16 protein-coding genes and 1 tRNA gene are annotated in these 23,297 nt (G+C 74.2%); 9 read left to right on the top strand and 8 right to left on the bottom strand.

Annotation, left to right across the window (positions count from 1 at the left end; all coding sequences use genetic code 11):
• Positions 1-3: 3 nt before the first annotated feature.
• Positions 4-3,534: a transcription-repair coupling factor gene (mfd, locus tag IF43_RS0104165; protein ID WP_030193898.1), complete on the bottom strand. Its 3,531-nt coding sequence runs from the start codon at positions 3,532-3,534 to the stop codon at positions 4-6.
• A gap of 149 nt (positions 3,535-3,683) precedes the next feature.
• Here mfd and IF43_RS40365 point away from each other — a divergent pair, with 149 nt between their 5' ends.
• Together IF43_RS40365 and IF43_RS0104155 are read left to right on the top strand one after the other, a co-directional pair.
• Positions 3,684-3,830, top strand: coding sequence for a PIN domain-containing protein (locus tag IF43_RS40365; protein WP_234331937.1), 147 nt, complete (start codon positions 3,684-3,686; stop codon positions 3,828-3,830).
• A 108-nt stretch (positions 3,831-3,938) separates the two neighbouring features.
• Positions 3,939-5,417, top strand: a complete 1,479-nt coding sequence (locus tag IF43_RS0104155; protein WP_030193895.1) for a DUF2079 domain-containing protein — start codon at positions 3,939-3,941, stop codon at positions 5,415-5,417.
• Positions 5,418-5,458: 41 nt separating this feature from the next.
• Here the strand turns inward: IF43_RS0104155 and IF43_RS0104150 are convergent, their stop codons facing one another.
• Positions 5,459-5,791 carry a hypothetical protein gene (locus IF43_RS0104150; RefSeq protein WP_030193894.1) on the bottom strand — a complete coding sequence of 111 codons (333 nt, stop codon included), beginning with the start codon at positions 5,789-5,791 and terminating at the stop codon, positions 5,459-5,461.
• Between the two features lie 77 nt (positions 5,792-5,868).
• On the opposite strand from IF43_RS0104150, the gene IF43_RS37770 reads away from it, so the two are divergent.
• Positions 5,869-8,187, top strand: coding sequence for an NACHT domain-containing NTPase (locus IF43_RS37770; protein WP_158939148.1), 2,319 nt, complete (start codon positions 5,869-5,871; stop codon positions 8,185-8,187).
• Between the two features lie 62 nt (positions 8,188-8,249).
• On the opposite strand, the gene IF43_RS0104140 is transcribed toward IF43_RS37770, so the two are convergent.
• Together IF43_RS0104140 and IF43_RS0104135 are read right to left on the bottom strand one after the other, a co-directional pair.
• The gene (locus tag IF43_RS0104140; protein WP_030193891.1) at positions 8,250-10,826 is read right to left on the bottom strand and encodes an ABC transporter permease; all 2,577 of its coding nucleotides are present in this window, start codon (positions 10,824-10,826) and stop codon (positions 8,250-8,252) included.
• On the bottom strand, positions 10,823-11,611 hold the full coding sequence (locus IF43_RS0104135) for an ABC transporter ATP-binding protein (protein WP_030193889.1): 789 nt from the start codon (positions 11,609-11,611) through the stop codon (positions 10,823-10,825). The genes IF43_RS0104140 and IF43_RS0104135 overlap by 4 nt, the downstream gene beginning before the upstream one ends.
• Before the next feature lie 517 nt (positions 11,612-12,128).
• Here IF43_RS0104135 and IF43_RS0104130 point away from each other — a divergent pair.
• On the top strand, positions 12,129-13,613 hold the full coding sequence (locus IF43_RS0104130) for an MFS transporter (RefSeq protein WP_037887356.1): 1,485 nt from the start codon (positions 12,129-12,131) through the stop codon (positions 13,611-13,613).
• A 163-nt stretch (positions 13,614-13,776) separates the two neighbouring features.
• Positions 13,777-14,601, top strand: coding sequence for a hypothetical protein (locus IF43_RS0104125; protein ID WP_051794659.1), 825 nt, complete (start codon positions 13,777-13,779; stop codon positions 14,599-14,601).
• Between the two features lie 55 nt (positions 14,602-14,656).
• Here IF43_RS0104125 and IF43_RS0104120 read toward each other — a convergent pair whose 3' ends face one another.
• From IF43_RS0104120 to IF43_RS0104110, 3 genes are all read right to left on the bottom strand, one after another.
• Positions 14,657-15,544, bottom strand: a complete 888-nt coding sequence (locus IF43_RS0104120) for a cellulose-binding protein (RefSeq protein ID WP_030193884.1) — start codon at positions 15,542-15,544, stop codon at positions 14,657-14,659.
• Between the two features lie 312 nt (positions 15,545-15,856).
• On the bottom strand, positions 15,857-18,445 hold the full coding sequence (locus tag IF43_RS0104115) for an SUKH-4 family immunity protein (RefSeq protein ID WP_030193882.1): 2,589 nt from the start codon (positions 18,443-18,445) through the stop codon (positions 15,857-15,859).
• Positions 18,446-18,455: 10 nt separating this feature from the next.
• Complete coding sequence (locus IF43_RS0104110) at positions 18,456-19,433, bottom strand: SMI1/KNR4 family protein (protein WP_078909894.1); 978 nt, start codon at positions 19,431-19,433, stop codon at positions 18,456-18,458.
• A 279-nt stretch (positions 19,434-19,712) separates the two neighbouring features.
• On the opposite strand from IF43_RS0104110, the gene IF43_RS0104105 reads away from it, so the two are divergent.
• Both IF43_RS0104105 and IF43_RS0104100 read left to right on the top strand, forming a co-directional pair.
• The gene (locus IF43_RS0104105) at positions 19,713-20,315 is read left to right on the top strand and encodes a YwqJ-related putative deaminase (RefSeq protein ID WP_078909893.1); all 603 of its coding nucleotides are present in this window, start codon (positions 19,713-19,715) and stop codon (positions 20,313-20,315) included.
• Between the two features lie 7 nt (positions 20,316-20,322).
• Entirely contained in the window at positions 20,323-20,829 is a 507-nt protein-coding gene (locus IF43_RS0104100) for an SUKH-3 domain-containing protein (protein ID WP_030193877.1), read from the top strand.
• A 141-nt stretch (positions 20,830-20,970) separates the two neighbouring features.
• Here the strand turns inward: IF43_RS0104100 and IF43_RS0104095 are convergent, their stop codons facing one another.
• Positions 20,971-22,272, bottom strand: coding sequence for a sensor histidine kinase (locus IF43_RS0104095; protein WP_030193876.1), 1,302 nt, complete (start codon positions 22,270-22,272; stop codon positions 20,971-20,973).
• A gap of 139 nt (positions 22,273-22,411) precedes the next feature.
• Between IF43_RS0104095 and IF43_RS0104090 the strand changes: the two genes are divergently transcribed.
• Both IF43_RS0104090 and IF43_RS0104085 read left to right on the top strand, forming a co-directional pair.
• A complete protein-coding gene (locus IF43_RS0104090) occupies positions 22,412-23,107 on the top strand; it encodes a hypothetical protein (protein ID WP_051794657.1) in 696 nt (231 codons plus the stop codon).
• A 12-nt stretch (positions 23,108-23,119) separates the two neighbouring features.
• A tRNA-Gln gene (locus IF43_RS0104085) sits at positions 23,120-23,191 on the top strand.
• Positions 23,192-23,297 lie beyond the last annotated feature (106 nt).

Raw genomic sequence — 23,297 nt, 5'->3', positions numbered from 1 at the left:
TCTTCACGACCCCAGGATCTGGGTCAGGAACTCGCCCGTCCACGCCAGCAGTTCCCGCCCGACCAGCGGCTTGCCGCCGATCTTCCCCGTCTTCGGCCGCGGTACGAGCACCTGCGAGGCGGCCGCCTTGATGACCGAGCCCGGGTAGAGCCGCTTGAGGCGCAGCTCCTGGGACTCCCTCAGCTCCACCGGCGAGAAGCGGATGTTGTTGCCCTGGAGGGTGATGTCGCCGACCCCGCAGGCCCGGGCCAGCATCCGCAGCCCGGCGACCAGCAGCAGGTTCTCCACCGGCTCGGGCAGCTTGCCGTAGCGGTCGGTGAGCTCCTCGCGGACCGCCGTGACGTCGTCCTCGGAGCTCGCGGAGGCGATGGCCCGGTAGGCCTGCAGGCGCAGCTGCTCGCCGGGCGCGTAGTCGTGCGGGACGTGCGCGTCCACCGGCAGCTCGATCTTGACCTCCAGCGGCGGCTCCTCCTCCACCCCGCCCTCCAGCGACGCCCGGTAGTCCGCCACGGCCTCGCCGACCATCCGTACGTACAGGTCGAAGCCGACGCCGGCGATGTGGCCGGACTGCTCGCCGCCGAGCAGGTTGCCGGCGCCGCGGATCTCCAGGTCCTTCATGGCCACGTACATGCCGGCGCCCATCTCGGTGTGCTGGGCGATGGTGGCGAGCCGCTCGTGCGCGGTCTCCGTCAGCGGCTTCTCCGGCGGGTAGAGGAAGTACGCGTACCCGCGCTCGCGGCCGCGGCCCACGCGGCCGCGCAACTGGTGCAGCTGCGAGAGGCCGAAGGTGTCGCCGCGCTCGACGATGAGCGTGTTGGCGTTGGAGATGTCGATGCCGGACTCGACGATCGTCGTGGAGACCAGCACGTCGAACTTCTTCTCCCAGAAGTCGACGACGACCTGCTCCAGCTGGCTCTCGCCCATCTGCCCGTGCGCGGTGGCGATCCGCGCCTCGGGCACGATCTCGCGCAGCCGGGCGGCGGCCCGGTCGATGGACTCGACGCGGTTGTGGATGTAGAAGACCTGGCCCTCGCGCAGGAGTTCGCGGCGGACGGCCGCGCCGATCTGCTTCTCCTCGTACGGGCCGACGAAGGTGAGCACCGGGTGGCGCTCCTCCGGCGGGGTGGTGATCGTCGACATCTCGCGGATGCCGGTGACCGCCATCTCCAAGGTGCGCGGGATCGGGGTGGCCGACATGGTCAGCACGTCGACGTTGGCGCGCAGCTTCTTCAACTGCTCCTTGTGCTCGACGCCGAAGCGCTGCTCCTCGTCGACGATGACCAGGCCCAGGTCCTTGAACTTCGTCTCGGAGGAGAAGAGGCGGTGGGTGCCGATGACCACGTCCACCGAGCCCTCCTTCAGCCCCTCCAGGGTGGCCTTGGCCTCGGTGTCGGTCTGGAAGCGGGACAGCGCCCTCACGTTGACCGGGAACTGGCTGTAGCGCTCCGAGAAGGTGCCGAAGTGCTGCTGCACCAGCAGCGTCGTCGGGACCAGGACGGCGACCTGCTTGCCGTCCTGGACGGCCTTGAAGGCCGCGCGGACGGCGATCTCGGTCTTGCCGTAGCCGACGTCGCCGCAGATCAGGCGGTCCATGGGGACCGACTTCTCCATGTCCTCCTTCACCTCGGCGATGGTGGACAGCTGGTCGGGGGTCTCGGCGTACGGGAAGGCGTCCTCCAGCTCCCGCTGCCAGGGGGTGTCCGGGCCGAAGGTGTGCCCGGGGGCGGCCATGCGGGCGCTGTAGAGCTTGATGAGGTCGGCCGCGATCTCCTTGATGGCCTTCTTCGCCTTCTGCTTGGTCTTGGTCCAGTCGGCGCCGCCGAGCCGGTGCAGGGTGGGCGCCTCGCCGCCGACGTACTTGGTGACCTGTTCCAGCTGGTCGGTGGGGATGTAGAGGCGGTCGCCGGGCTGGCCGCGCTTGGCGGGGGCGTACTCGACGAGCAGGTACTCGCGGGTGGCGCCCTGCACGGTGCGCTGGACCATCTCCAGGTAGCGGCCGACGCCGTGCTGCTCGTGGACGATGTAGTCGCCGGCCTGGAGGGTCAGCGGGTCGATGGTCTTGCGGCGGCGGGCCGGCATCCGGCCGAGGTCCTTGGTGGCGGTGCGCTGGCCGGTCAGGTCGGTCTCGGTGAGCACCGCGACCTTCAGGCCGGGGTCGACGAAGCCGCTGTCGAGCGCGCCGCACGCGACGTGCACCACGGAGGGCTCGATGCCGTCGAGGTCGGCCTGGAGGCGGGCGGGGATGCCCTCGCCGCCGAGCACCTCGACGGTGCGGGAGGCGGGGCCGTGGCCCTCGGTGACGTAGACGGTGCGCCAGCCGTCGGCGAGCCAGCCCTTGGTGTCGGCGAGCGCCCGGGCGGTGTCGCCGCGGTAGCTCTCGGGGGCGTGCATGCCGAGCTTCAGCGTCTCGTCGGACAGTTCCTCGTCGGCGGCGAACGGGGAGACCGACCACCACATGAGGCCGAGCTCGCGGGCCCGGTCGCGGACGTCCGCGATGCCCCACAGGCTCGCCGCGCCGACGTCGATGGGCGCCTCGCCGCCACCCGCGGTCGCCGCCCACGAGGCCTGGAGGAACTCCTGGCTGGTGGCGACCAGGTCGGCGGCCCGGGTGCGGACCCGCTCGGGGTCGCAGACCACGGCCATGGCGCCCTCGGGGAGTACGTCGAGCAGCAGCTCCATGTCGTCGACCAGGACGGGGGCCAGGGACTCCATGCCCTCGACGGCGATGCCCTCGGCGATCTTGCCGAGGAGTTCGCCCAGCTCGGGGTGGGCCTCGGCGAGTGCGGCGGCACGCTCGCGGACCTCGGGGGTGAGCAGCAGCTCGCGGCAGGGCGGGGCCCACAGGCCGTGCTCGGCGATCTCCAGGGAGCGCTGGTCGGCGACCTTGAAGTAGCGGATCTCCTCGACCTCGTCGCCCCAGAACTCGATGCGGAGCGGGTGCTCCTCGGTGGGCGGGAACACGTCGAGGATGCCGCCGCGGACGGCGAACTCGCCGCGCTTCTCGACCAGCTCGACGCGCGCGTACGCGGCCGCCGCCAGCGCCTCGGTGACCTCGCCGAGGTCGACGCCCTGCCCCTGCCGCAGCGCGACGGGGACGAGGTCGCCCAGGCCTTTGACCTGCGGCTGGAGCACGGACCGTACGGGCGCGACGACGACGCTCACCGGCCCGGCGGCCGGGTCGTCCTCCGACGGGTGCGCCAGCCGGCGGAGCACGGCCAGGCGGCGGCCCACGGTGTCGCTGCGGGGGCTCAGGCGCTCGTGGGGCAGGGTCTCCCAGGAGGGGAAGTCGACGACCTCGTCGGGCGGCAGCAGGGAGCGCAGGGCGGCGGCCAGGTCCTCGGCCTCGCGGCCGGTGGCGGTCACGGCGAGCACCGTGCGGCCGGCGCTGCGGGCCAGGGCGGCGATGGCGAAGGGCCGCGCGGCGGGCGGGCCGACCAGGTCCACGTGCATCCGGTGGCCGTCGGCGGCCGTCTTGACGGCCTCGCCGAGCGCGGGGTCCTGGATGACGGCGTCGAGCAGACCGTGCAGGCTCATGAAGGGTGCTTTCCGTCCGGTTGTGTCCGAGGGTGGGCAACGCGAAGGACCCGACACGTCTCACGGGCCGGGGGTACCGGCTCCGCCGGCGCTCCCAGCCTACGACGGGCCGCCCTCACCCGCGCGAGGGATTCGGGCCCCTCGGAAGAGTGACGGAGCCGGCCCGCGCCGGGCCGCCCTCGCGCCGGGACCCGTTCGACCGGATGCTGATCGCCCAGGCGCAGACCGAGGGCCTCACGCTCGTGACGCGCGACAAGCACATCCCGCTCTACGAGGTACCCGTCCTGGCGGTGTGAGAACGGACGCAGTCGGAGGGGCGGCAACCGGTACCGTCGGTGGGCCGTCCTAAGGTCGGGAGTGCCGGTTTGCCTGGATCCGGCCCCGCCGACCACAGGAACCGACGCATGACCACATCGCCGCGCAGCTCCGCGCCGGCCGCGCCCCGCCGGGCCGTGGCCGGCGTTCGCATACCCGGTCCCCGGTCCGCCGGGGCGTCCGGAGCCGGGACGGGGGCCGGGACGGGGGCCGCGCGCCGGGTCGGCCGGCCATGGGGCCCGTACGCGCTGGCCGCGGTGCTGTTCGTCGCGTACGCCCTGCAGTCCGTGCTCCGCTACCGGCGGATGGAGACCCTCTCCTGGGACCTCGGGATCTTCACGCAGGCCATCAGCGGCTACGCGCACCTCCAGGCGCCGGTGGCCGATCTCAAGGGCCCCGGCAGCCACATCCTCGGCGACCACTTCAGCCCGATCACGGCGGTGCTCGCGCCGGTCTACCGGCTCTTCCCCTCCCCCGTGACCCTGCTGGTGGCGCAGGCCCTGCTGTTCGCGCTCGCCGCGGTCCCGGTCACCCGGGCCGCGACCCGGCTGCTGGGGCGGGCCCGGGGGCTGGCGATCGGGGCGGCCTTCGGCCTGTCCTGGGGCGTCCAGCGGGCCGTCGACTTCGACTTCCACGAGATCTGCTTCGCGGTCCCCCTGATCGCCTTCTCCCTGGAGGCGCTGCTGGCGCGCCGCTGGAAGGCGGCGCTGTGGTGGGCGCTCCCGCTGTCCCTGGTCAAGGAGGACCTCGGCGTCACCGCCGCCGCGATCGCCCTGGTCGTGGCGTACCGGGTGCGCAGGACGTCCTCCCGGACCGCGGGCTGGGCGCTGCTGGCGGCGGCGCTGGGGCTGCTGGTGTCCCTGCTCGCGTTCACCGTCGTCATCCCGGCCTTCAACACCGGCGGCGGCTACGGCTACTGGGACAAGCTCGGCGAGGGCGGGCCCCTGGACGGCTGGGACACCAAGGTCCGCACGCTGCTGTGGATCCTCGTGCCCACCACCGGCCTGCTCGCGCTGCGCTCGCCGCTGGTGCTGGCGGCGCTGCCGACGATCGGCTGGCGGTTCCTCTCCCACGACGACCACTACTGGTCCACCGACTGGCACTACAGCGCCGTACTGATGCCGGTGCTGGCGCTGGCGCTGGCCGACGCGATCGACAGCAGCCGCCGCAGCCCCCGGCCGTGGCTGCGCGCGTACGCCCTCCAGCTGCCCACCGCCGTCGCCGCGGCCGCGCTCGCCCTGACCCCGTACCAGCCGCTGTCGGCGCTGACCGACCCGGCGACGTACCGCAGGAGCGAGAAGGTGACCCGGGTCGAGGAGCTCCTGGCCCGGATCCCGGACGGGGCGAGCGTCGAGTCGGACGTCGGCCCGATAGCGCGCCTGGTCTCGCGCTGCCGGGTCTTCTGGGTGGGCGGCACCAAGGGCGTGGTGCCGGACTGGATCGCGCTGGACAACGGCGACGGCTGGGCGGGCCCGCCGGTCGAGTACGCGAAGAAGCTCCACCCGCACGCCCGCTACACCCTGGTGGACCGCACCGACGGGTACGTCCTGCTCAAGCACACCGGCTGACGGGGCGGGGGCCCCTCCCGCGGTGCCCGGCAGGGCGGGACCTACCCGCTCTGCTCCTGACGCACGTCCCCCGTGACCCTGAGCCGCCTCGCGGTCTGCTCCCCGGGCCCGGCCATCCGCTGCGTCACCGAGCCGCCCTCGACCTCGAGGTCCACCAGCTGCTGACGGCGGGCGGCGCCGACGCCCCCGGCTGCCGTCCGCTCCGCCACGGTCAGCCACGCCTGCAGGCCGGCGCCCACCACGACCACCACGGCCGTGCAGAGGAACCAGGCCAGCGACCAGCTCTGCGTGAGCATGCCGGTCGTCACGTTCACCACGGCCCCGACCACGACCGTCCCGGCGGCCGCCAGCATGCGCCTTCTCACCATCGTCATCACGCAACTCCCCCTGGTTTACGTAGCATTGCCAGCCGGGTCCACGCTCCGGCCACTTGTACCACGGGGGGACGCGCATGCGCGGCGGGTCTAAGCAGGTACTCAAGGACGTGCGGGCGGAACGCGTGTCCCAGACCCAGGTGAACATCACGAACGGCCGGGTCCTCTCGGACGTCGATCGCGCCGCGGACGCTCTGCGCACCGCCGTCCGCGGCCGCCTGCTCGTCGAGATCGGCCGGCTGAAGCTGGAGCACCCGGGCCGCATCCCGGTCCGCTTCTCCCCGGCCGGCGGGTCGGTGCAGGCGCGGGCGGAGGCGCTCGGCCTGGAACCCGGGAACCCGCCGCCGCCCGGCGACGTGAACCGGTTGCCGGAACTCCTGCGGATCCTGCCCCGGCGCCAGTTGGTCGTGCTGGGCCCGCCCGGCGCCGGCAAGAGCGTCCTCGCCCTGCTGCTGGCCTGGGACCTGCACAAGGCGTGGCGGGCCGGGGAGCCGGTGCCCGTGCTCCTCTCCCTGTCCTCCTGGCGTCCGACCGTCGAGCTGCGGGACTGGATGGTCGAGCGCATCCGGGAGCTCGGCCCCGACGGCCGTCGCACCACGGGCCTGTCCCGCCGCGCCCGCACGGACACCGCGCGGGCCCTCCTGGACGAGAACCGGGTGATGCCCGTCCTCGACGGCCTCGACGAGCTGCCCCCTCCGCTGCAGGGTCCCGCGGTCGAGGCGATCGACGCCCTGGTCCCCGAGGGCCTGCCGCTGCTGGTGACCTGCCGCGACACCGACTACGCGAAGACGGTGCGGGAGAGCGGGCAGCACCTCACGCGGGCAGCGGCGGTGGCGCTGGACCCGGTGGCGCCGCAGGAGGCGATCACCTACCTCCAGCGGTCGGCGGTGGCCGGCGACAGCCGCTGGGACCCGGTCTTCGAGGCCCTGCGCAGCGCCCCGGGCTCACCCCTGGCCGCCGCCCTCTCCTCGCCCCTGATGCTGTACCTGGCCCGCACGGCGTACCGGGCGGGGCCGACCGATCCCGCGGAGCTGCTGGACGACCGGAGGTTCGGGCAGCGGGACGAGCTCGAGGCGCACCTGCTGAAGCAGTACCTGCCCGCGGTCTGCGCCGACCTCGCCTCCGCCGGGGGCCCGCGCCTGGCCCCGGACCGGGCCCGGCGCTACCTGGCCACCGTCGCCGGTCAGATGCGGCGCGACGGGACGTCGGAGTTCGCCTGGTGGCAGGTCCACTCCGAGGTCACCGGGTGGGTGCTGGGGGCCCTGTTCGCCTTCTCGTACGGCTGGTTCCTCTACCTGCTGTTCGGTGCGCGGGAGGCGCTGTTCATCACGGTGTTCTGCGGGCTCGGCGGCACCGGCGTGCACTTCGCCGTCCGGCACACCCTGACCCAGGCGTACGTCACCGAGGACGTCCTGCGCGGTCCGCGGGGCGTGCTCCGCCAGTACGCGCTCATCGGCGCCCTGTCGGCCCTGGCCGTGGGGGCGCTCATGGGGGCGGCCGTGGGCGGCTGGCTGCGCTTCGTGCTGGGCGCCGCGCCCTGGGAGGCCTTCGGGTTCGGGGCGCGCGTCGGCGCGGTCACCGGTCTCGTCACGCTGCTCGGGTCGGCCTGGGGCACGTACCAGCTGTCCCGGACGTGGTTCTGGCTGACGGGCCGGCTGCCCTGGCGGTTCTGGGCGTTCCTCGGCACCGCCCACGAGCTGGGGGTCCTGCGGCAGACCGGTGCGGTCCACCGGTTCCGCCACCACCGGGTCCAGGAGCAGCTGAGCGGCGGGGCCGCGCCGGCGCGCCGCTCGGTCTACCGCGGAAGGACGGCAGCCCGGCGCTGGAGGTACCTGCTGCCGGTGCTGCCCAGCGCCTTGCAGGCCCTGCTGGCGCTGGTGCTGCTGTTCGCCGTCGACCACGTCGCCAGCGGCGACGGGCCGCTCGACCTGTTGTCGTTCCGCTCCGGGGACCGGCCGTACGTCGAGCCCCCGCTCTGCGACGGCTACTGCTCGCGGGTCGACGACGTCTGGTGGTGGCGGCTGCCGCCTGGCGGGTCCCGCCGCGCGACGCTGGAACTGGCCGAGTCCGACGAACGCTCCCTCACGAGCTGGAGCGGCCTCGTGGGAGCCGACGGCTGCCCCGGGGCGGCCGTGGAGGTGACGCTGCGGATGGGCGATGCTCCGGCGGCGTCCTTCGTCCTGGAGGACAGCGACGGCCCGCGGGTCGGGCTGGGGCCGAAGGCGCCGTTTCCCGCACCCGTCCCGCAGACGGACGACCCGGCGACCCTGACGCTGCGCAGGGTGGACCGGGAACCGTGCGTGCTCGTGTTCTCGTGGGCGGAAGTGGGCGTGCACCGGGACGGCCTGGAGCTGGCGAGGAGGCGTTTCGGCCTCGACCGGCCCGGGTCGCCGTGACGGGGGACGGGCGGCGGCCCCGCAAGGCCCCCGCCCGTCCCCGCGCCCTCACAGGGGGCCCGTCACTCGCTCGCGATCGCGTTGAGCACGTTCATCCGACCGGCCCGGAAGGCCGGCACCAGGGCGGCGAACAGGCCCACGAACGCCGAACCCACGAAGACCGTGAGGATCGTCGGCCACGGGATCTCCAGGACCTGCAGGCCCTCCAGCGCCAGCAGCTTCTGCGCTGCCGCGCCCCAGCCCATGCCGAGCCCGAGGCCCAGCAGCGCGCCGAAGAGGGCGATGACCACCGACTCCAGCCGGATCATGCGGCGCAGCTGGCGGCGGGAGAGGCCGATGGCGCGCATCAGGCCGATCTCGCGGGTCCGCTCGACCACCGACAGGGCCAGGGTGTTCACGACGCCGAGCACCGCGACGATGATCGCGAGGGCGAGCAGGCCGTAGACCATGTTGAGCAGCTGGCCCACCTGGTCCTTGAGGGTCTGCTTGTAGTCGGTCTGGTCGAGCACCTTGTACTGCGGGTACGCGGCCAGTTCGTGCTTGAGCGCGGTGTACGCCGCGTCCGCCTGCCCGTCCTGCGCCTTGGCCAGCAGCATGAAGGGGCGGGGCAGCCGGTCGGCCGGGACGTTCGCCTCGGCGGTCGCGGTGCTCACGTACATGACGCCCTTGTCGAGGTTGCCCTCGTCGGTGGTAATGGCGGCGACCTTCAGCGAGGTGGTCCGGCCGTCCTTGAAGGCGACCTTGAGGGTGTCGCCGGCCTTGATGCCGTACCGGGTGGCGTAGTCCGAGCCGACCGACATCGCGCCGGGGCCGTACGCGTCCTGGTGCGCGCCCGCGGTCATCTTGCGGCGGACGTCCTGCGGGTACGTCGGGTCGGTGACGCTGAGCTCCTCCTCGGCGGTGTGTCCGCGCGGGGTGGTGACGGTCGCTTCGAGGCCGCGGTAGGCGGTGACGTGGTCGAGGCCCTTGGTGGCCCGTACGGCCTTCTCGGTCTGCGGCATGAGCGGCTGGCCGGCGGGCGACTGGATGATGAAGTCCGCGCCCACCGAGCGGTCGAGCTCGTCGGTGGCGGACGCCACCATGGAGGAGCCGACCACCGACAGGCAGGCCACCAGCGCCAGGCCGATCATCAGGGCGGCGGCGGTGGCTCCGGTACGGCGCGGGTTGCGCAGCGCGTTGCGCTCGGCGAGCCGGCCGACGGAACCGAAGGGCTTGAGGACGACGCTCGACACCGCCTTGACGACGACGCCGGCCAGCAGCGGGCCGATGACGATGAACCCGATGAGGCTGAGCACCACGCCCAGGCCGAGCCAGAGGGAGCCCGTGGAGGCCTCGTCGGCGGCCGCGGCGGCGAGCAGGGCGGCGCCGCCGGCGCCGGTGAGGACCAGGCCGATCAGACCGCGCACCCAGCCGGCCTTGCGGTCGCCCGGGGTGCCGGCGTCGCGCAGGGCGGCCATCGGGGAGACCTCGCCGGCCCGGCGGGCGGGCAGGTACGCGGCGAGGACGGTGACGACCACGCCGAGGGCCAGGCCGATGACCGGGGTGGTCCACAGGACCGTGAGGTCGTCGGTGGACAGGTTCATGCCCATCTGGCCCATGAGCTTCATCAGGACGACGGCCAGGCCGACACCCGCGCCGACACCCAGGACCGAGCCGAACACGCCGAGCAGCAGGGCCTCGACGAGCACCGAGCGGTTGACCTGGTCGCGGCCGGCGCCGATGGCGCGCATCAGGCCGATCTCGCGGGTGCGCTGGGCGACCAGCATCGAGAACGTGTTGAAGATCAGGAAGATGCCGACGAGGAAGGCGATGCCGGCGAAGCCGAGCATCACGTACTTCATGACGTCGAGGAACGAGCCGACGTCCTTGCGGCCGGCGTCGGCGGCCTCGGCGGCGGTCTGGAGCTTGTAGCTCCCGGCGCCCAGCGCCCGGTCGACGTCCCGCTTGAGCTGCTCGTCGGTGACGCCGTCCTTGGCGGTGACGTTGACGTTGGTGAACCGGTCGGGGCCGCCGAGCAGTTGGCGCTGGGCGGTGGCGGTGTCGAGGTAGACGATGGTGGCGCCGGGGTTGGTCACCTTGAAGGTGGCGATGCCGGAGATCCGGGCGCGGAAGTCCCCGGTGACGGCGATCGTGCGGATCTCGTCGCCGAGCTTGAGGTGGTGCTTGTCGGCGGTGTCGGCGTCGACCATCACCTCGGTGGGGCCGCGCGGGGCGTGCCCGGAGCTGACCTCCATCGAGCGCAGCTCCTGGTCGTTCCAGCTGGCGGCGATGGTGGGGGCGCCGGTGCTGGAGCCCAGGTTCTCGTTGCGGGCGTCGACGACGGTGACGGCCAGCGACACGACGCTGCCCTCGGCCGACCTGACCCCGGGGGCCGCGGCGGCCTTGGCGACGACCGCGCCGGGGATCGTGTCCGGGCGGCCGCGGCGCATGCTCTCCTCGTCGTCGCCGGCGGCCTTGGCGGAGACGGTCACGTCCGCGGCCGTGGTCGCGAACAACTTGTCGAACGTGGCGTTCATCGTGTCCGTGAAGACCAGCGTTCCACAGACGAAGGCGACGGACAGCAGGACCGCGATGCCCGACAGGGCCATGCGGCCCTTGTGCGCGAGGAAGCTGCGCAGCGAGGTCTTGAGGACGGTCACGACGTCCGCCCCCGCGCGTCGAAGTCCTTCATGCGGTCCAGCACCTGCTCGGCGGTGGGCGCGTGCATCTCGTCCACGATCCGGCCGTCGGCCAGGTACAGCACCCGGTCCGCGTAGGAGGCGGCGACCGGGTCGTGGGTGACCATGACGATGGTCTGGCCGAGTTCGTCGACCGAGCGGCGCAGGAAGCCCAGGACCTCGGCGCCGGCCCGGGAGTCGAGGTTTCCGGTGGGCTCGTCCCCGAAGATGATCTCGGGGCGGGCGGCGAGCGCACGGGCCACCGCGACGCGCTGCTGCTGGCCGCCGGAGAGCTGGGTGGGCCGGTGCTTGAGGCGCCCGGCGAGGCCGACGGTCTCCACGACGCGGTCCAGCCACTCCCGGTCCGGCTTGCGGCCGGCGATGTCCATGGGGAGCGTGATGTTCTCGAGCGCGTTGAGCGTGGGGAGCAGGTTGAACGCCTGGAAGATGAAGCCGATCCGGTCCCGGCGGAGCTGCGTGAGCTTCTTGTCCTTCAGGCCGGTGATCTCGGTCTCGTCGAGGTAGATCTTGCCCCCCGTCACGGTGTCCAGGCCGGCCAGGCAGTGCATCAACGTGGACTTGCCCGAGCCGGACGGTCCCATGATGGCGGTGAACTGGCCGCGCGCGATGTCGACGTCGACGTGGTCGAGGGCGACGACGCGGGTCTCGCCCGCGCCGTACGCCTTGACGACCTGCCGCGCCCGCGCCGCCACGGCAGACCTTCCGTCCGTACCCCCGTGCCGGGGAATGGTCACAGCCGATGTCACGGTTCTTCTCCTCTGTCGCACTGTCTGTCTCGGACCCACCGGGCTTCTTCCGGTCATGAGTCTCCGCCCCGCCGCCCCGTGCGCGCGCTGGTGCCGGTCGGCGTATCGGTACGGGGGCTGGCCCCACCCCCCTGGTGGCGCGAACCCCTCGTAGGAACCAGTTAAGGACCCCGTCGGCCCGGCCACGTCCTCCGCCGGGACGACCCTTCCCCGGCCCGCCCTACGGACCTCCCCCTAGGGGTTGTCCACCCTGCGGACGACAGGGTCTCGGGGATACCGCCCCGGCGGGCCGCGATGAGAAGGTGTTCCGCGGAAATAGGTGCACAGTGAAGCGATCTTGCGAGGGGGCCCGGTGGACGCAGGGGAGTACGAGGAACGGACCGCGCACGGGACGACCGCGGGCACGACCGACGGCACGACCGACGGGACGACCGCGGGCACGACCGACGGCACGGGCGCCGACACGGCCACGGCGGACGGGCCGGCCGCCCGGCCCCAGGGCGTCGCGGCCGCGCTCATGCTCGCCATGGCGCTCGCCGCCCTCGACAGCACCGTCGTCTCGACCGCGGTCCCCCAGATCGTCGGCGACCTCGGCGGCTTCGCCGTCTTCTCCTGGCTCTTCTCCGGCTACCTGCTCGCCGTCACCGTCAGCCTCCCCGTCTACGGCAAGCTCTCCGACACCTTCGGGCGCAAGCCCGTCCTCCTCTTCGGCATCAGCCTGTTCCTGGTCGGCTCCCTGCTGTGCGCCGCCGCCTGGGACATGGCCGCCCTCATCGCGTTCCGCATCGTCCAGGGCCTGGGCGGCGGCGCCATCCAGGGCACCGTCCAGACCCTCGCCGGCGACCTCTACCCGCTGCGCGAACGCCCCCGCATCCAGGCCCGGCTCTCCACCGTGTGGGCCGTCTCCGCGGTGGCCGGCCCGGCCGTCGGAGGAGTGCTCGCCGCCTTCACCGACTGGCGCTGGATCTTCCTCGTCAACGCCCCCATCGGCGGACTCGCCCTCTGGCTCGTCGCCCGCCGGCTCACCGAACCCGGCCGGGCTGCCGGCACCGCCCCGGCACGGGGTACGGACGGGCGCCGCCCCCGGATCGACTGGCCCGGCGCCCTCGCGGTGTTCGCCTGCGGCGGCCTCCTGCTGACCGCCCTCGTCCAGGGCGGGGTCGCCTGGCCCTGGCTGTCGGCCCCCTCCCTGGCGCTGCTGGGCGGCAGCGCCGTGCTCGCCCTGGTCGTCGTACTCGTCGAACGGCGGGCCGAGGAACCGATCCTGCCCGGCTGGGTGTGGCTCCGCCGCACCATCGCCGCCGTCAACCTCGCCATGGGAGCCCTCGGGCTCCTGATGGTCGCCCCGGTCGTGTTCGTGCCCACGTACGCGCAGTCGGTCCTCGGGCTCGACCCGATCTCCGCCGGCCTGGTGATGTCCGTGATGACCCTCAGCTGGCCCATCAGCGCCGCCTGCAGCCAGCACGTGTACCGGCGCATCGGGTTCCGCAACACCGCCGCCCTCGGCATCGGGCTGGCCGCCCTGATCCTGTGCGCGTTCCCGTTCCTGCCCGAGCCCGCCCGGCCCTGGCAGCCGGCCCTGATCATGCTGCTGCTCGGAGCAGCTCTCGGACTGTTCCAACTGCCCCTGGTCGTCGGCGTCCAGGCCACCGTCGGCTGGGCGGAGCGCGGCACCACGACCGCCTCGGTCCTCTTCTGCCGCCAGGTCGGCCAGAGCGTGGGCGCCGCGCTCTTCGGCGCCGTGGCCAACGCCACCATCGCCGCCCGGCTCGCCGACGCCCCCGTCCCCGGCCTGCCGGCGCACCTCGACGGCGTCGCCCGGGCCCTCGCGAGCCCCGGCACCCTGCCCGAGCGGGCCGCGGCCTACCTGCGGGACGCCGTCGCGAGCGCCGTGACGTACGTCCACCTCGGCGCCGCCGCGGCGGCCGTACTGGCCCTCCTCGTCCTGCTGCTGGTGGCCCCGCGCCGCTTCCCCGTCCTGCCGGAGCACCGGGACGGGTAGGGGACGCGGTCAGGGTTTCGTGAGGGCCGTCGGGGGTTCGGCGAACGGCCGTGCGGGGGACGGAGAATGGGGGAGCCCGGGCCCAGGACCGGGACCGGCATCCGGACGGGGGACACGGACCGGCCGCCGGGAAACGAGGACTGACGGGACATCGGGGGACGACATGGAAACGGCCATCACGGGCGTCGGGCTGCTGGGCCTGCTCGGCACCGCACTGGTCATAGGCAGGCGGCCCGGGGTCGTCACGGGCAAGGACGGGCGCATCTCCACGTCCCTGACCCTGGCGTTCGCCTGGACCGTGGTGCTGGTCTGGATGCTGCTGGTCCTCCTCGCGTACGCGGTGGCCACCGGCAAGGGGCTGGCCTACTTCACCCCGCCCGACGGGAAGGCCGGCCCCCTCGCCGCCCTCAGCCCCACCTACCTGGAGCTGCTCGGCGGGCCGTTCGCGGCCCTGGTCCTGGCCAAGGCCGTGGTCGGCGGGCGCCTCAAGAGCGGCACCATGACCAAGATGCCCAACCCGGGCGCCGCCCGGTTCCGCGAGGCCGTCAGCAGCGACTCCGGCCGCACCGACCTCATGGACCTGCAGTACGTGCTCTTCAACGGCGTCGCGATGCTGTACGTGGTCGTGCTCTTCGCGATGGACGTCGCGCCCGGGCTGCCCAAGCTGCCCGGGGAGATATGGGTGCTCACCGCGGCGCCGGCCGGGGCGTACCTCGCCAACAAGACCACCCCGCGGCCCAACCCGGTGGTCACGAACGTCTCGTACCAGGAGCCCGGCGGGGACGCGGCCGGGGAGCCCGGCCTCGTCATCGAGGGCGGCGCCTTCCCCGAGCACACCCGGGTCACCATCGGCGACGCCGCCCCCGTGGAGGCCCGCCTCGAAGGGGGCCGCCTCTTCGTCCCCGCCCCCCGCGTCGCGGCCCCCACGACGGTCACCGTCACCACCCCGACGGGCCTGCGCAGCGAACCCTTCGCCTACCGCCCGTAGGGCGATCCGCCCCTTCCGGACCCCCCTTGCAGGAGGAGGCACGGGGCAGGGGCCGTCAGCCCTCGGCGGGGGCGCGCCCCGTGAGGGCGGCCAGGCTGCTGCGGACGTGGTCCATGTGCGCCTGCACCTCGTCCCGGGCCTCCGCGTGCTCGCGCAGCACCCGCTCCGTCTCCCGGCCCACCCGCTCCGCCCGCACCCGCGCCGCGGCCAACAGCTCCGCGCCGCGCGCCTCGGCATCCTCCTGCCCGTGCCGGGCCGTCTCCTCCGCCGCCGCGTACGCCCGCCGCGCCTCCGCGAGCCGCCCCTGGGCGTACTGCGCCAGCTCGGCCTCCCGCGCGTCCAGCTCCGCGGTCCGGTCCGCCAGCTCCCGCTCCGCCGCGTCCCGGCGCTCGGCGTGCTCGCCCGCCTGCTCCGCCAGCAGCGTGTCCGCCCGCCGCCGCATGTCCGCCAGGGCCGCCGTCGCCTCCGCACGCCACGCCTCCGCGTCCGCGCGCGCCGCGCCGCGCAGTTCGTCGGCCTCCCCCTGCGCCCGCAGCAGTCCCTGCCGGGCCCGCACCTCCGTCTGGTCGCGCACCGCCGCCGCGTCCTCGCGGGCCAGGTCCGCCGCCCGCTGCGCGTACGCCTCCGCGTCGGCCCGCGCGCCCGCCGCGTCCGCGCGGCCGGCCGCCCGTACCGCCTCGGCCTCCTCCTCCGCCAGTGCCAGGATCCGCCGCGCCCGCTCGCCGAGGTCCTCGTACGTCTGCGGGGCCAGCCGCGCCACCGCCTCCCGCAGCCGCTCGGCCTCCTCCTCCATCTGCCGCGCGAGCACCGTCAGCCGCGCCGCCCGCTCCCAGGCCTCGTCCCGGCTCGCACCGAGCTGCGCGAGGTACCGGTCGACCCGGTCGGGACGGTAGCCGCGGCCGCGTACGGTCGCGAACCCCTGCGGTGGCACGGCTGCGCTCATCTGGAAGCCCCTCTCGGCTGGGTCGTGCGCCTCGTCCAGCCCGCACGGCGCGAACGGCTGGTACGTGTCGTGCGGAGATCCGCTCGTCGCGCGACACTCCGCCGCCTCTCCCGGTCAAGGATGCGTCATTTGAGAGCAGAAGCCGGAATTCGCCGTGCCGCAAAACGCCACCCGCGCCCGAAAAACGACGACGGCCGGGCCGGGTCCCGAAGGACCCGCCCCGGCCGTCGCGCACCCGTCCGGGCCGGCCGTTCAGCCGGTCGGCCGACCGCAGCGAGCACGGCGGGCGGACCGCCGCAGCGGCCCCGCCGCCTACAGCAAGCCGTCCCACATCTGCTCCAGCAGCACCGACCACCAGCTCTCCGGCGACGCCAGCGCCGCCCCGTCCAGGGCCGCCAGCTGCGCCTGGAAGTCGACCGTCCAGCGCCCGGCCTGTTCCGGCGTCAGGTGCAGCCGGAGCCGCCACATGCTGCCCAGCATCGCCATCGACCGCACGAACTGCGGCAGCGAGGAGTTCACGAACTGCGGCGGCACCACCGTGCCGCCCGGACCCGCCTCCACCGGCACGGCCACGATGTTCGCCGTCCCGTACTGCACGCACAGCGCCTTGCCGAAGTCACTGCCGACCACCAGGTACGAGGCCGCGTCCGGAGCCGGCTGCACCCCGCGCTGCGCCGCCAGCTCCGCCAGCGTCGGCACCGGCTGCCCGGGCACGGCCTGCGCCCAGAAGAACGGCCCGAAGTCCACCGGCAGACCGGCCCACACCAGCGTCTGCGCCACGATCTCGGGCACGCCCTGGCGGGACACCGCCCGCTGGTCGAACCGGAACACGCCCTGCGGACCGAACGCCGCCGCCAGCTCCTGCCCGATCGCCTCGATCGGGATCGCCGGCTGCGTCTGGATCCCGCCCGCCAGCGGCACCCGCTGCGGGGCCGGGCGCGCCGGCCCGTCCGCGACCTGGTGCAACTCGCCCTGGTGCGTGAGCAGGTGCCGCATGCCGGCCTGCCGGCCCGCGTGGTCCTGGCCGTACGGCGCCACGCTCGTGATCCGCACCTGCGGCCACGTCTCCCGGATCATCCGGGCGCAGTAGCCGCCGGGCAGCTCGCAGGACTCCAGCTCGGTATGGAGCTCCAGCACCTGCTGCGGGGGCACGTTCATGGCCCGCAGCTCGTGCAGGATCTGCCACTCCGGGTGCGGGGTGCCGGGCGCCGAACGCCGGATGATCTGCTGCTCGGAGCCGTCGGGCGCGCGGTAGCGCAGTACGGCCTGGTAGCCGGGGCCCACCACCGGCACACCCGGCTGCGGCGCGGGCGGCACGGGACCACCGGGCACCGGACCGCCGGCCTGCAGCGGACCGCCGGGCGGCGGCACGGGCGCGCCGGGCACCGGGGCGGGCGGCGGTGGGATCACGCCGGGGGTCGCCAGCATCGTGGCCGCGTGGTGCGCGTCCCCACCGGGGCCACCGGGCGCACCGGGCGGACCCGGAGGCGTCGGCGGACCGGGCGGCGGAACCACACCGGGACCGGCCAGCATCGTCGCCGCGTGGTGCGCGTCACCACCGGGCGGGCCGGGAGGCGCGGGGGGACCGGGCGGCGCCGGCGGACCGGGCGGCGGTACGACACCGGGGCCGGCCAGCATCGTCGCCGCGTGGTGCGCGTCCCCACCGGGCCCGGCGGGCCGACCGGGCGGACCGGGCGGACCGGGCGGCGTCGGCGGACCGGGCGGCGCGGGCGGACCCGGCGGCGGAACCACACCGGGGCCCGCCAGCATCGTCGCCGCGTAGTGCGCGTCGCCACCGGACGGCGCCGGCGGTGCCGGCGGTGCCTGCGGTGCCTGCGGCCCGGGCGGGGGCGCGGCCGGGGTCGCCGGCGCCCCGTCCGCGGCCGCCCCGGCGGCCTCCTCCGGACGCGGGCCGGCGCCGATCACCGGCGCCACCGTGGTCTTCGGCAGCTGGCTGCCGCCCGCCATGAGCGCCGTCCTGGCCTCGGGCTCGACCCGCCGGCCGGGGGCGTCGTCCAGGTCCGAACCCGACAGCGGGGGCGCGAACACGGTCTTGGGCAGCGGTACGGACGCGTCGTCCGCACCGGAGTTGGTGTCGGTGCCCGCCCACGGCGTGGCCCCGGCCGGGACCCCGCCGTCGGCCGTCGGCCCCGGCACCCCGGCGCCGCCCTGCGGGGCGGCCGCGGGGGCGTCGGGGGCGTCCACGGCCCCCAGCACCACGGTCCCGGGCAGCCCCGCCCCGTCGGACGCACCCGACGGAGCACCCGCCGGAGGAGCCGACGGCGCCGGCGGCACGGCCGGACCCGACGCGGCGGGACCCGAGGACGACAGCCGCAGCGAACCGCCGGCCCGCGGAGCACCCGAGGCACCCGACCCGCCGGCCACCGGACCGGACGCGGCCGCACCCAGTTCCGCCACCTGGTCGGACCGGCCCTGGTCGGCCCGGCCATGGTCGGCGTACGGATCCGCAGTCGCCGCGGCGACCGGCTCGGCCGCCGGCCCGCCCACCGGACCGGCAGCGGCCGCGGACCCGGAAGCCGGCGTCCCTGCCTCCTCCAGCCACTCCGGCGGCGTCAGCATGAACGACGTCGCCTCCGAGTCGATCCGCTGCGGCGGCACCGACACCTCGGCCGCCGGCGCCGGCACCGCCCCGTACCGCTCCTCGTACCGGCGGATCACCTCACCCACCGGAAGCCCCGGCCACAGCGTCACCTCGCCGCTGTCGCGCGCGATCACCAGCCGCTGCCGGCCACCGCCCGAGTTCACCCCCGGACGGTCCTCCGCCCACACCACGAAACCGAGCCCGAACTCCCGCACCCGCACCTCCCGGTGCTGGTACGCGGGCACGTCACCGTTGACCCACTCCTCCGCGCGCTCCTGCGCCTGCGCGAACGTCACCATCGCCGCGTCCTCACCCTTCCACCGGGACAACACGCGCGAAGCCGCCGTCCACCATCAGACCCGCCACGTTCTCCAACTCCGGCGGGTTGCCCGCCAGCCGCTCCAGGAACGCGTCGAAGTCCGCACCGCACGGCAGCAGCAGCCGCTCCACCCGCTCCTGCACCGACAGACCGTCCTGGTCGCGCGCGTCGTCGTACGGGCAGAACCACACCGAACCCGTCTCCGAACCCCGCACCTTCACCGCGATCAGACCGCCCTGCGCGAAACCCACGCCCAGGTAGTCCTTCGTCAGGTGGTCCCGCAGGCACTTGTTGACGTACACGAGGTCGTTGACCGCCGCCTCCTCACGCACCGTGAAGAACGGCTGGTCCACCAGCAGGCCCAGCTCCGGGTCCAGACCCACGCCCACCGGCGCGCACCCGCCCGCCGCCTTCAAGAAGGTCCGGTACGCCTCCGGCAGCCGGTAGCCCAGGTCCTCCTCGACGCCCAGGACCTGCTGCTCCGACACCGAGACCACCGACTTCGGCAGCCCGAGGTGCACCGGACACACCTCCTGCAGCGGCCGCGTCCCGCGCTTGTCCTGGTCCACCGCGGCGCTCGCCAGACCGGCGTGGTGGCGCAGCAGCACCTTCACGTCGACCGGCACGAGCTCCAACCGGCGCGTGCCGGCCCTGTGGTGCCAGGTCCAACCGTGCGGCGTCGCCACCGCCGGCAGCGTGTCCCACAGCTCGTGGCCCGCGGCGTGCTGCGCGGCGTTCGCCGACACGTAGTCCGTCAACCGCAGCTCGTCGATGCCGAAACCCTCCGGCGGATCGGCGATCTCCACGGCCGCGCGCGCGTACGGCGAGAAGTCGGGGCGACCCTCCCCGTCCATCCGCACGCCCTCAGGATGGCGGGCACGCCGGACCGGGTCCGGGAAGTGCACGACCTGACCGGCGTACGCGGCGTTGGGTGGCGCGGCATGCTGCCCGAGCCGACCTGTCGTCATGGCGGTAGCCCCCTGCTGGATCTGGCGTGGTTCCGCACAGCCTAAGCCGTACGGCAAGGGCGCCACCCTCCCCGTACGCTCCGCGGAAGGCTCCCGTCCGCCCCCCGGACCGCACCCCTAGCACCACCGGACCCGCCCGCCGCCGGGATAATCCGAATTGATACGAATATTCGACCCAGCTTCCGCATGACGCAGGACATTTGGCAGGCTGTCCCCGCAGCACGGGGGCGTGCGCGACAGCGGCCGACGCCGTGGCCACGGGGAGGGACGACGAGCACCATGCAGACGGTCACACGAGTACTACGAGCAGCACAGGACACCCTCGGCACCACCGGAGGCACCAGCAGCGGCACCGACGCCGACGACACCGCACCCGCCGCGAACGGCACCGGCGACCCCCGCCGCAACTGGAGCAGCGACAACAGCAACCTGCGGCCACCCCTCCTCCTCCACCGCCGCGACGGCATCCTCCCCACCGTCGCCGCCGCCCTGTCCGTCCGCGGCGAGACCCTCACCTCCACCGCCGCCAAGGGAGACCGGGCACCCGCCCTCCACCCCCTCGTCCAGGACTTCCTCGACACCCTCACCACCGGCCAGCGCGACCGCCACACCGGCCGGTGCCCCGAGGCCCTGCTCCTCTCCCGCCACCTCGCCGCCGTAGAAGCCGGCCGCAGCCGGCGCGCCTCCCGCAAGCCCCTCACCCACGGCGAGGCCCGCCGCTCCCTCAAACAGGCCCGCCTCACCGCCCGCCGCATCCGCGAGGACGGCGACCCGCTCCACGGCACCTACGCACCCCCCTGCCGCTCCTGCGACGCCCTCCTCGCCCACTTCGGCGTACGCCCCGTCGACCTCACCGCCCCCGCAGACAACGAGAAGGGCTGACCGCCCGATGGCCGCCTCCGCCTCCTACGACCGGTCCTCGGCGACCCGCTTCCCGGTCACCGTCGACTCCGCACTGCGCGCCGCCGGCTGGGCCCCCGGACGCTGGGACATCAAGCAGGCCGAGTACTGGGCCGACGCCCTGCGCGACCACGCCACCCCCGCCGGCCACCGGCACACCGTCTTCCCCGCCGCCGTCGAAGCCTGGGCCGAGTTCGGCGGCCTGCGCGTCAGCACCCCCGCCCCCGGCCGCCAGATAGCCCCCGCCGCCCTCACCCTCGACCCGCTCACCGGACTCCACCTCGCCCGCACCTTCGCCGACCTCGGGCGCGCCCTCGGCACCACCGTCGCCCCCCTCGGCATCGAAGGCGACGGCCACGCCCACCTCGCCCTCGACGCCGAAGGCCGCGTCTACTCCATCGACCACACCGGCGACTGGTACCTCGGCGCCGGCATCGACGAAGCCCTCACCACCCTCCTCACCGGCCTGCAACCGGCCCGCCTCACCACGGGCTGACCCCGCACCACGCCACACCGGGCCGCCCCCCGCACCCGGCGCCCGCCGCACGCCACCCCGAGCGGACCCCCGCACCCGACGCCGCCGCACCCCACCCCGAGCGACACCACCCCGAGGCGACCCCCGACCCCGAGGCCCGCCCTACGGCAGCCCGCCGCCCCCCGCGCCCGGCAGCACCGCCGACACCCGGAAACCGCCCGCCTCCGTCGGCCCCGACACGAACACCCCACCCAGGCCCTGCACCCGCTCACGCATCCCCACCAGGCCGTTCCCCCCACTCGGCAGGCCCGCGTCCGCCACGGCAGCGTCCGAAGGACCGTTCTCCACCTGCATCGCCACCTCCTGCTCCCGGTGCGCCAACCGCACCCGCACCCGCGCCCCCGGCGCGTGCTTGTGGCAGTTGGTCAGCGCCTCCTGCACCACCCGGTACGCCGTCTGCTCCACCTCCGGCGGATACGACCGCACCGACCCGTGCACCTCCAGCTCCACCACCATCCCCGCCGCCCGCGACTGCCCCACCAGCGCCTCCAGCGCCCCCAGCGACGGCCCCTCCTCCCCCACCGGCCCGACCCCCACGACCGGCACGGCCGCCACCACCGGCACAGGCGACGGCACCGCCGCCGACCGCACCACCGACTCCGTCGACCGCAACACCCCGAGCATCTCCCGCAGCTCCGTCAGCGCCTGCCGACCCATGTCACCCACCAGCGCCGCGTTCCGCACCGCCGTCTCCGGGTCCTTCCCCACCACCGCCTGCAGCGCCGCCGCGTGCACCACCATCAACGACACCCGGTGCGCCACCACGTCGTGCATCTCCCGCGCGATCCGGGTCCGCTCCTCACGGCGCGCCCACTCCGCCCGCTCCTCCGCCCGCTCCGCGAGCAGCGACAGCTCCCGCTCCAACGAGTCCGCGCGCTCGTGCAGGCTCTCCATCAGCCGCCGCCGCGCCCCCACGTACAGACCGAGCAGCACCGGCGGGGCGGTCAGCGCCACCGCCATGAACAGCGAGACGACCGGGACGTACCACCGGTCCGCCTCCACCGCGCCCTGCATGCGCACGTACGTCACCACGAACGTCGCCACCAGCGACATCGACGCCAGCAGACCCGTGATCCGGCGCGGCACCTCCGACGCCGCCAGCGTGTACAGCCCGACCACCGCCAGCAGGAAGCCCATCGCCGCCGGCGTCGTCGCCACGGCCACCAGCACCACCGCCACCGGCCACCGCCGGCGCAGCACCAGCGTCGCGCCCACCAGCAGCCCGAACACCACCCCCACCGGAACCGGCAGCCCCGCCTCCCCCGCGAAGGCCACCCCCTCCAGCCCGCACTCCAGCGCGGACACGACGCCGAGCCCGACGTCCAGCACGGCACTCCGCCGCCGCCCCCACCACAGGGGCCCGTCCCGCCCCGCCCCCACCTGCTGCTCCCCCGTACCGGTCATACCGCCACCCTACGATCGCCCCCTCCCGCCCTCCCTCCCTATTAGCCCCCACCCCCGGAACACACCCTTCCTCGCACGAACGAGCGAACCCGACCCGATTTCCCCCCGGAACCACCCCCTCCCGCCCGAGCCTGGCGCCATGAAGGCCAAGACCGATCTGCAAGCCCGGGCCCGGGAGCTCCGCCTCCGGGGCCGCACCTACGCCGAGATCACCGCCGAGCTGGGCTGCTCGAAGAGCTCCGTGTCCCTCTGGGTGCGAGACCTCCCGAAGCCCGCCCGCCGTGTCGAACAGGGAAAACGCGCCGCCCGCGCCCGCTGGGACCGCGAACTCGCCGCCCGTGACGTCGAGCGCCGCGCGACCAAGGAGGCCGCCCGCCGCGACGTCGGCCCGCTCACCGACCGCGAGCTCTTCCTGGTGGGGACGGCGCTCTACTGGGCGGAGGGCGCGAAGGACAAGGCGTACGACCGCAGGGAGAGCATCCTCTTCGTCAACAGCGATCCGGGCGTCATCCTGGTCTTCCTCGCCTGGCTGCGCCTGCTCGGCGTGGACGGGCACCGCATCGGTTATCGCGTGATGATCCACGAATCCGCCGACGTGCGGGCGGCAGAGGAGTACTGGGCGCAGCTCGCCGGTGTCGACAGGTCGCGGCTGAGCGGAACGACGCTGAAGAAGCACAACCCCAGGACGGTGCGCAAGAACACCGGCGAGGGCTACCGGGGCTGCTTGGTTCTCTACGTACGGCAAAGTGCCGATATCTATCGTCGCGTCGAGGGTGCCTGGTGCGGCATAGTGGGTGCCGTCGACTCGATCAACAGAGCCGAATGTCCGAATTAGATAGTTTTACCATCCCCTGTGGTGTAATCGGCAGCACTGAGGTTTTTGGTACCTTAAGTCCGGGTTCGAGTCCTGGCGGGGGAGCAGACGCACGCGGGTCCCGACCGTCATGGTCGGGACCCGCGCTCGTTACGGGCAGGTGGCACCCCGGTATCCTCTGGTGGTCCACCCCCGAAAAGCCGAAGGGCAC

The organism is Streptomyces sp. NRRL S-87, from assembly GCF_000719335.1.
Taxonomy (GTDB): Bacteria; Actinomycetota; Actinomycetes; order Streptomycetales; family Streptomycetaceae; genus Streptomyces.
The sequence above is the reverse complement of the archived record's forward strand: the minus strand, read 5'-3'. Positions and strand labels throughout refer to the sequence as shown.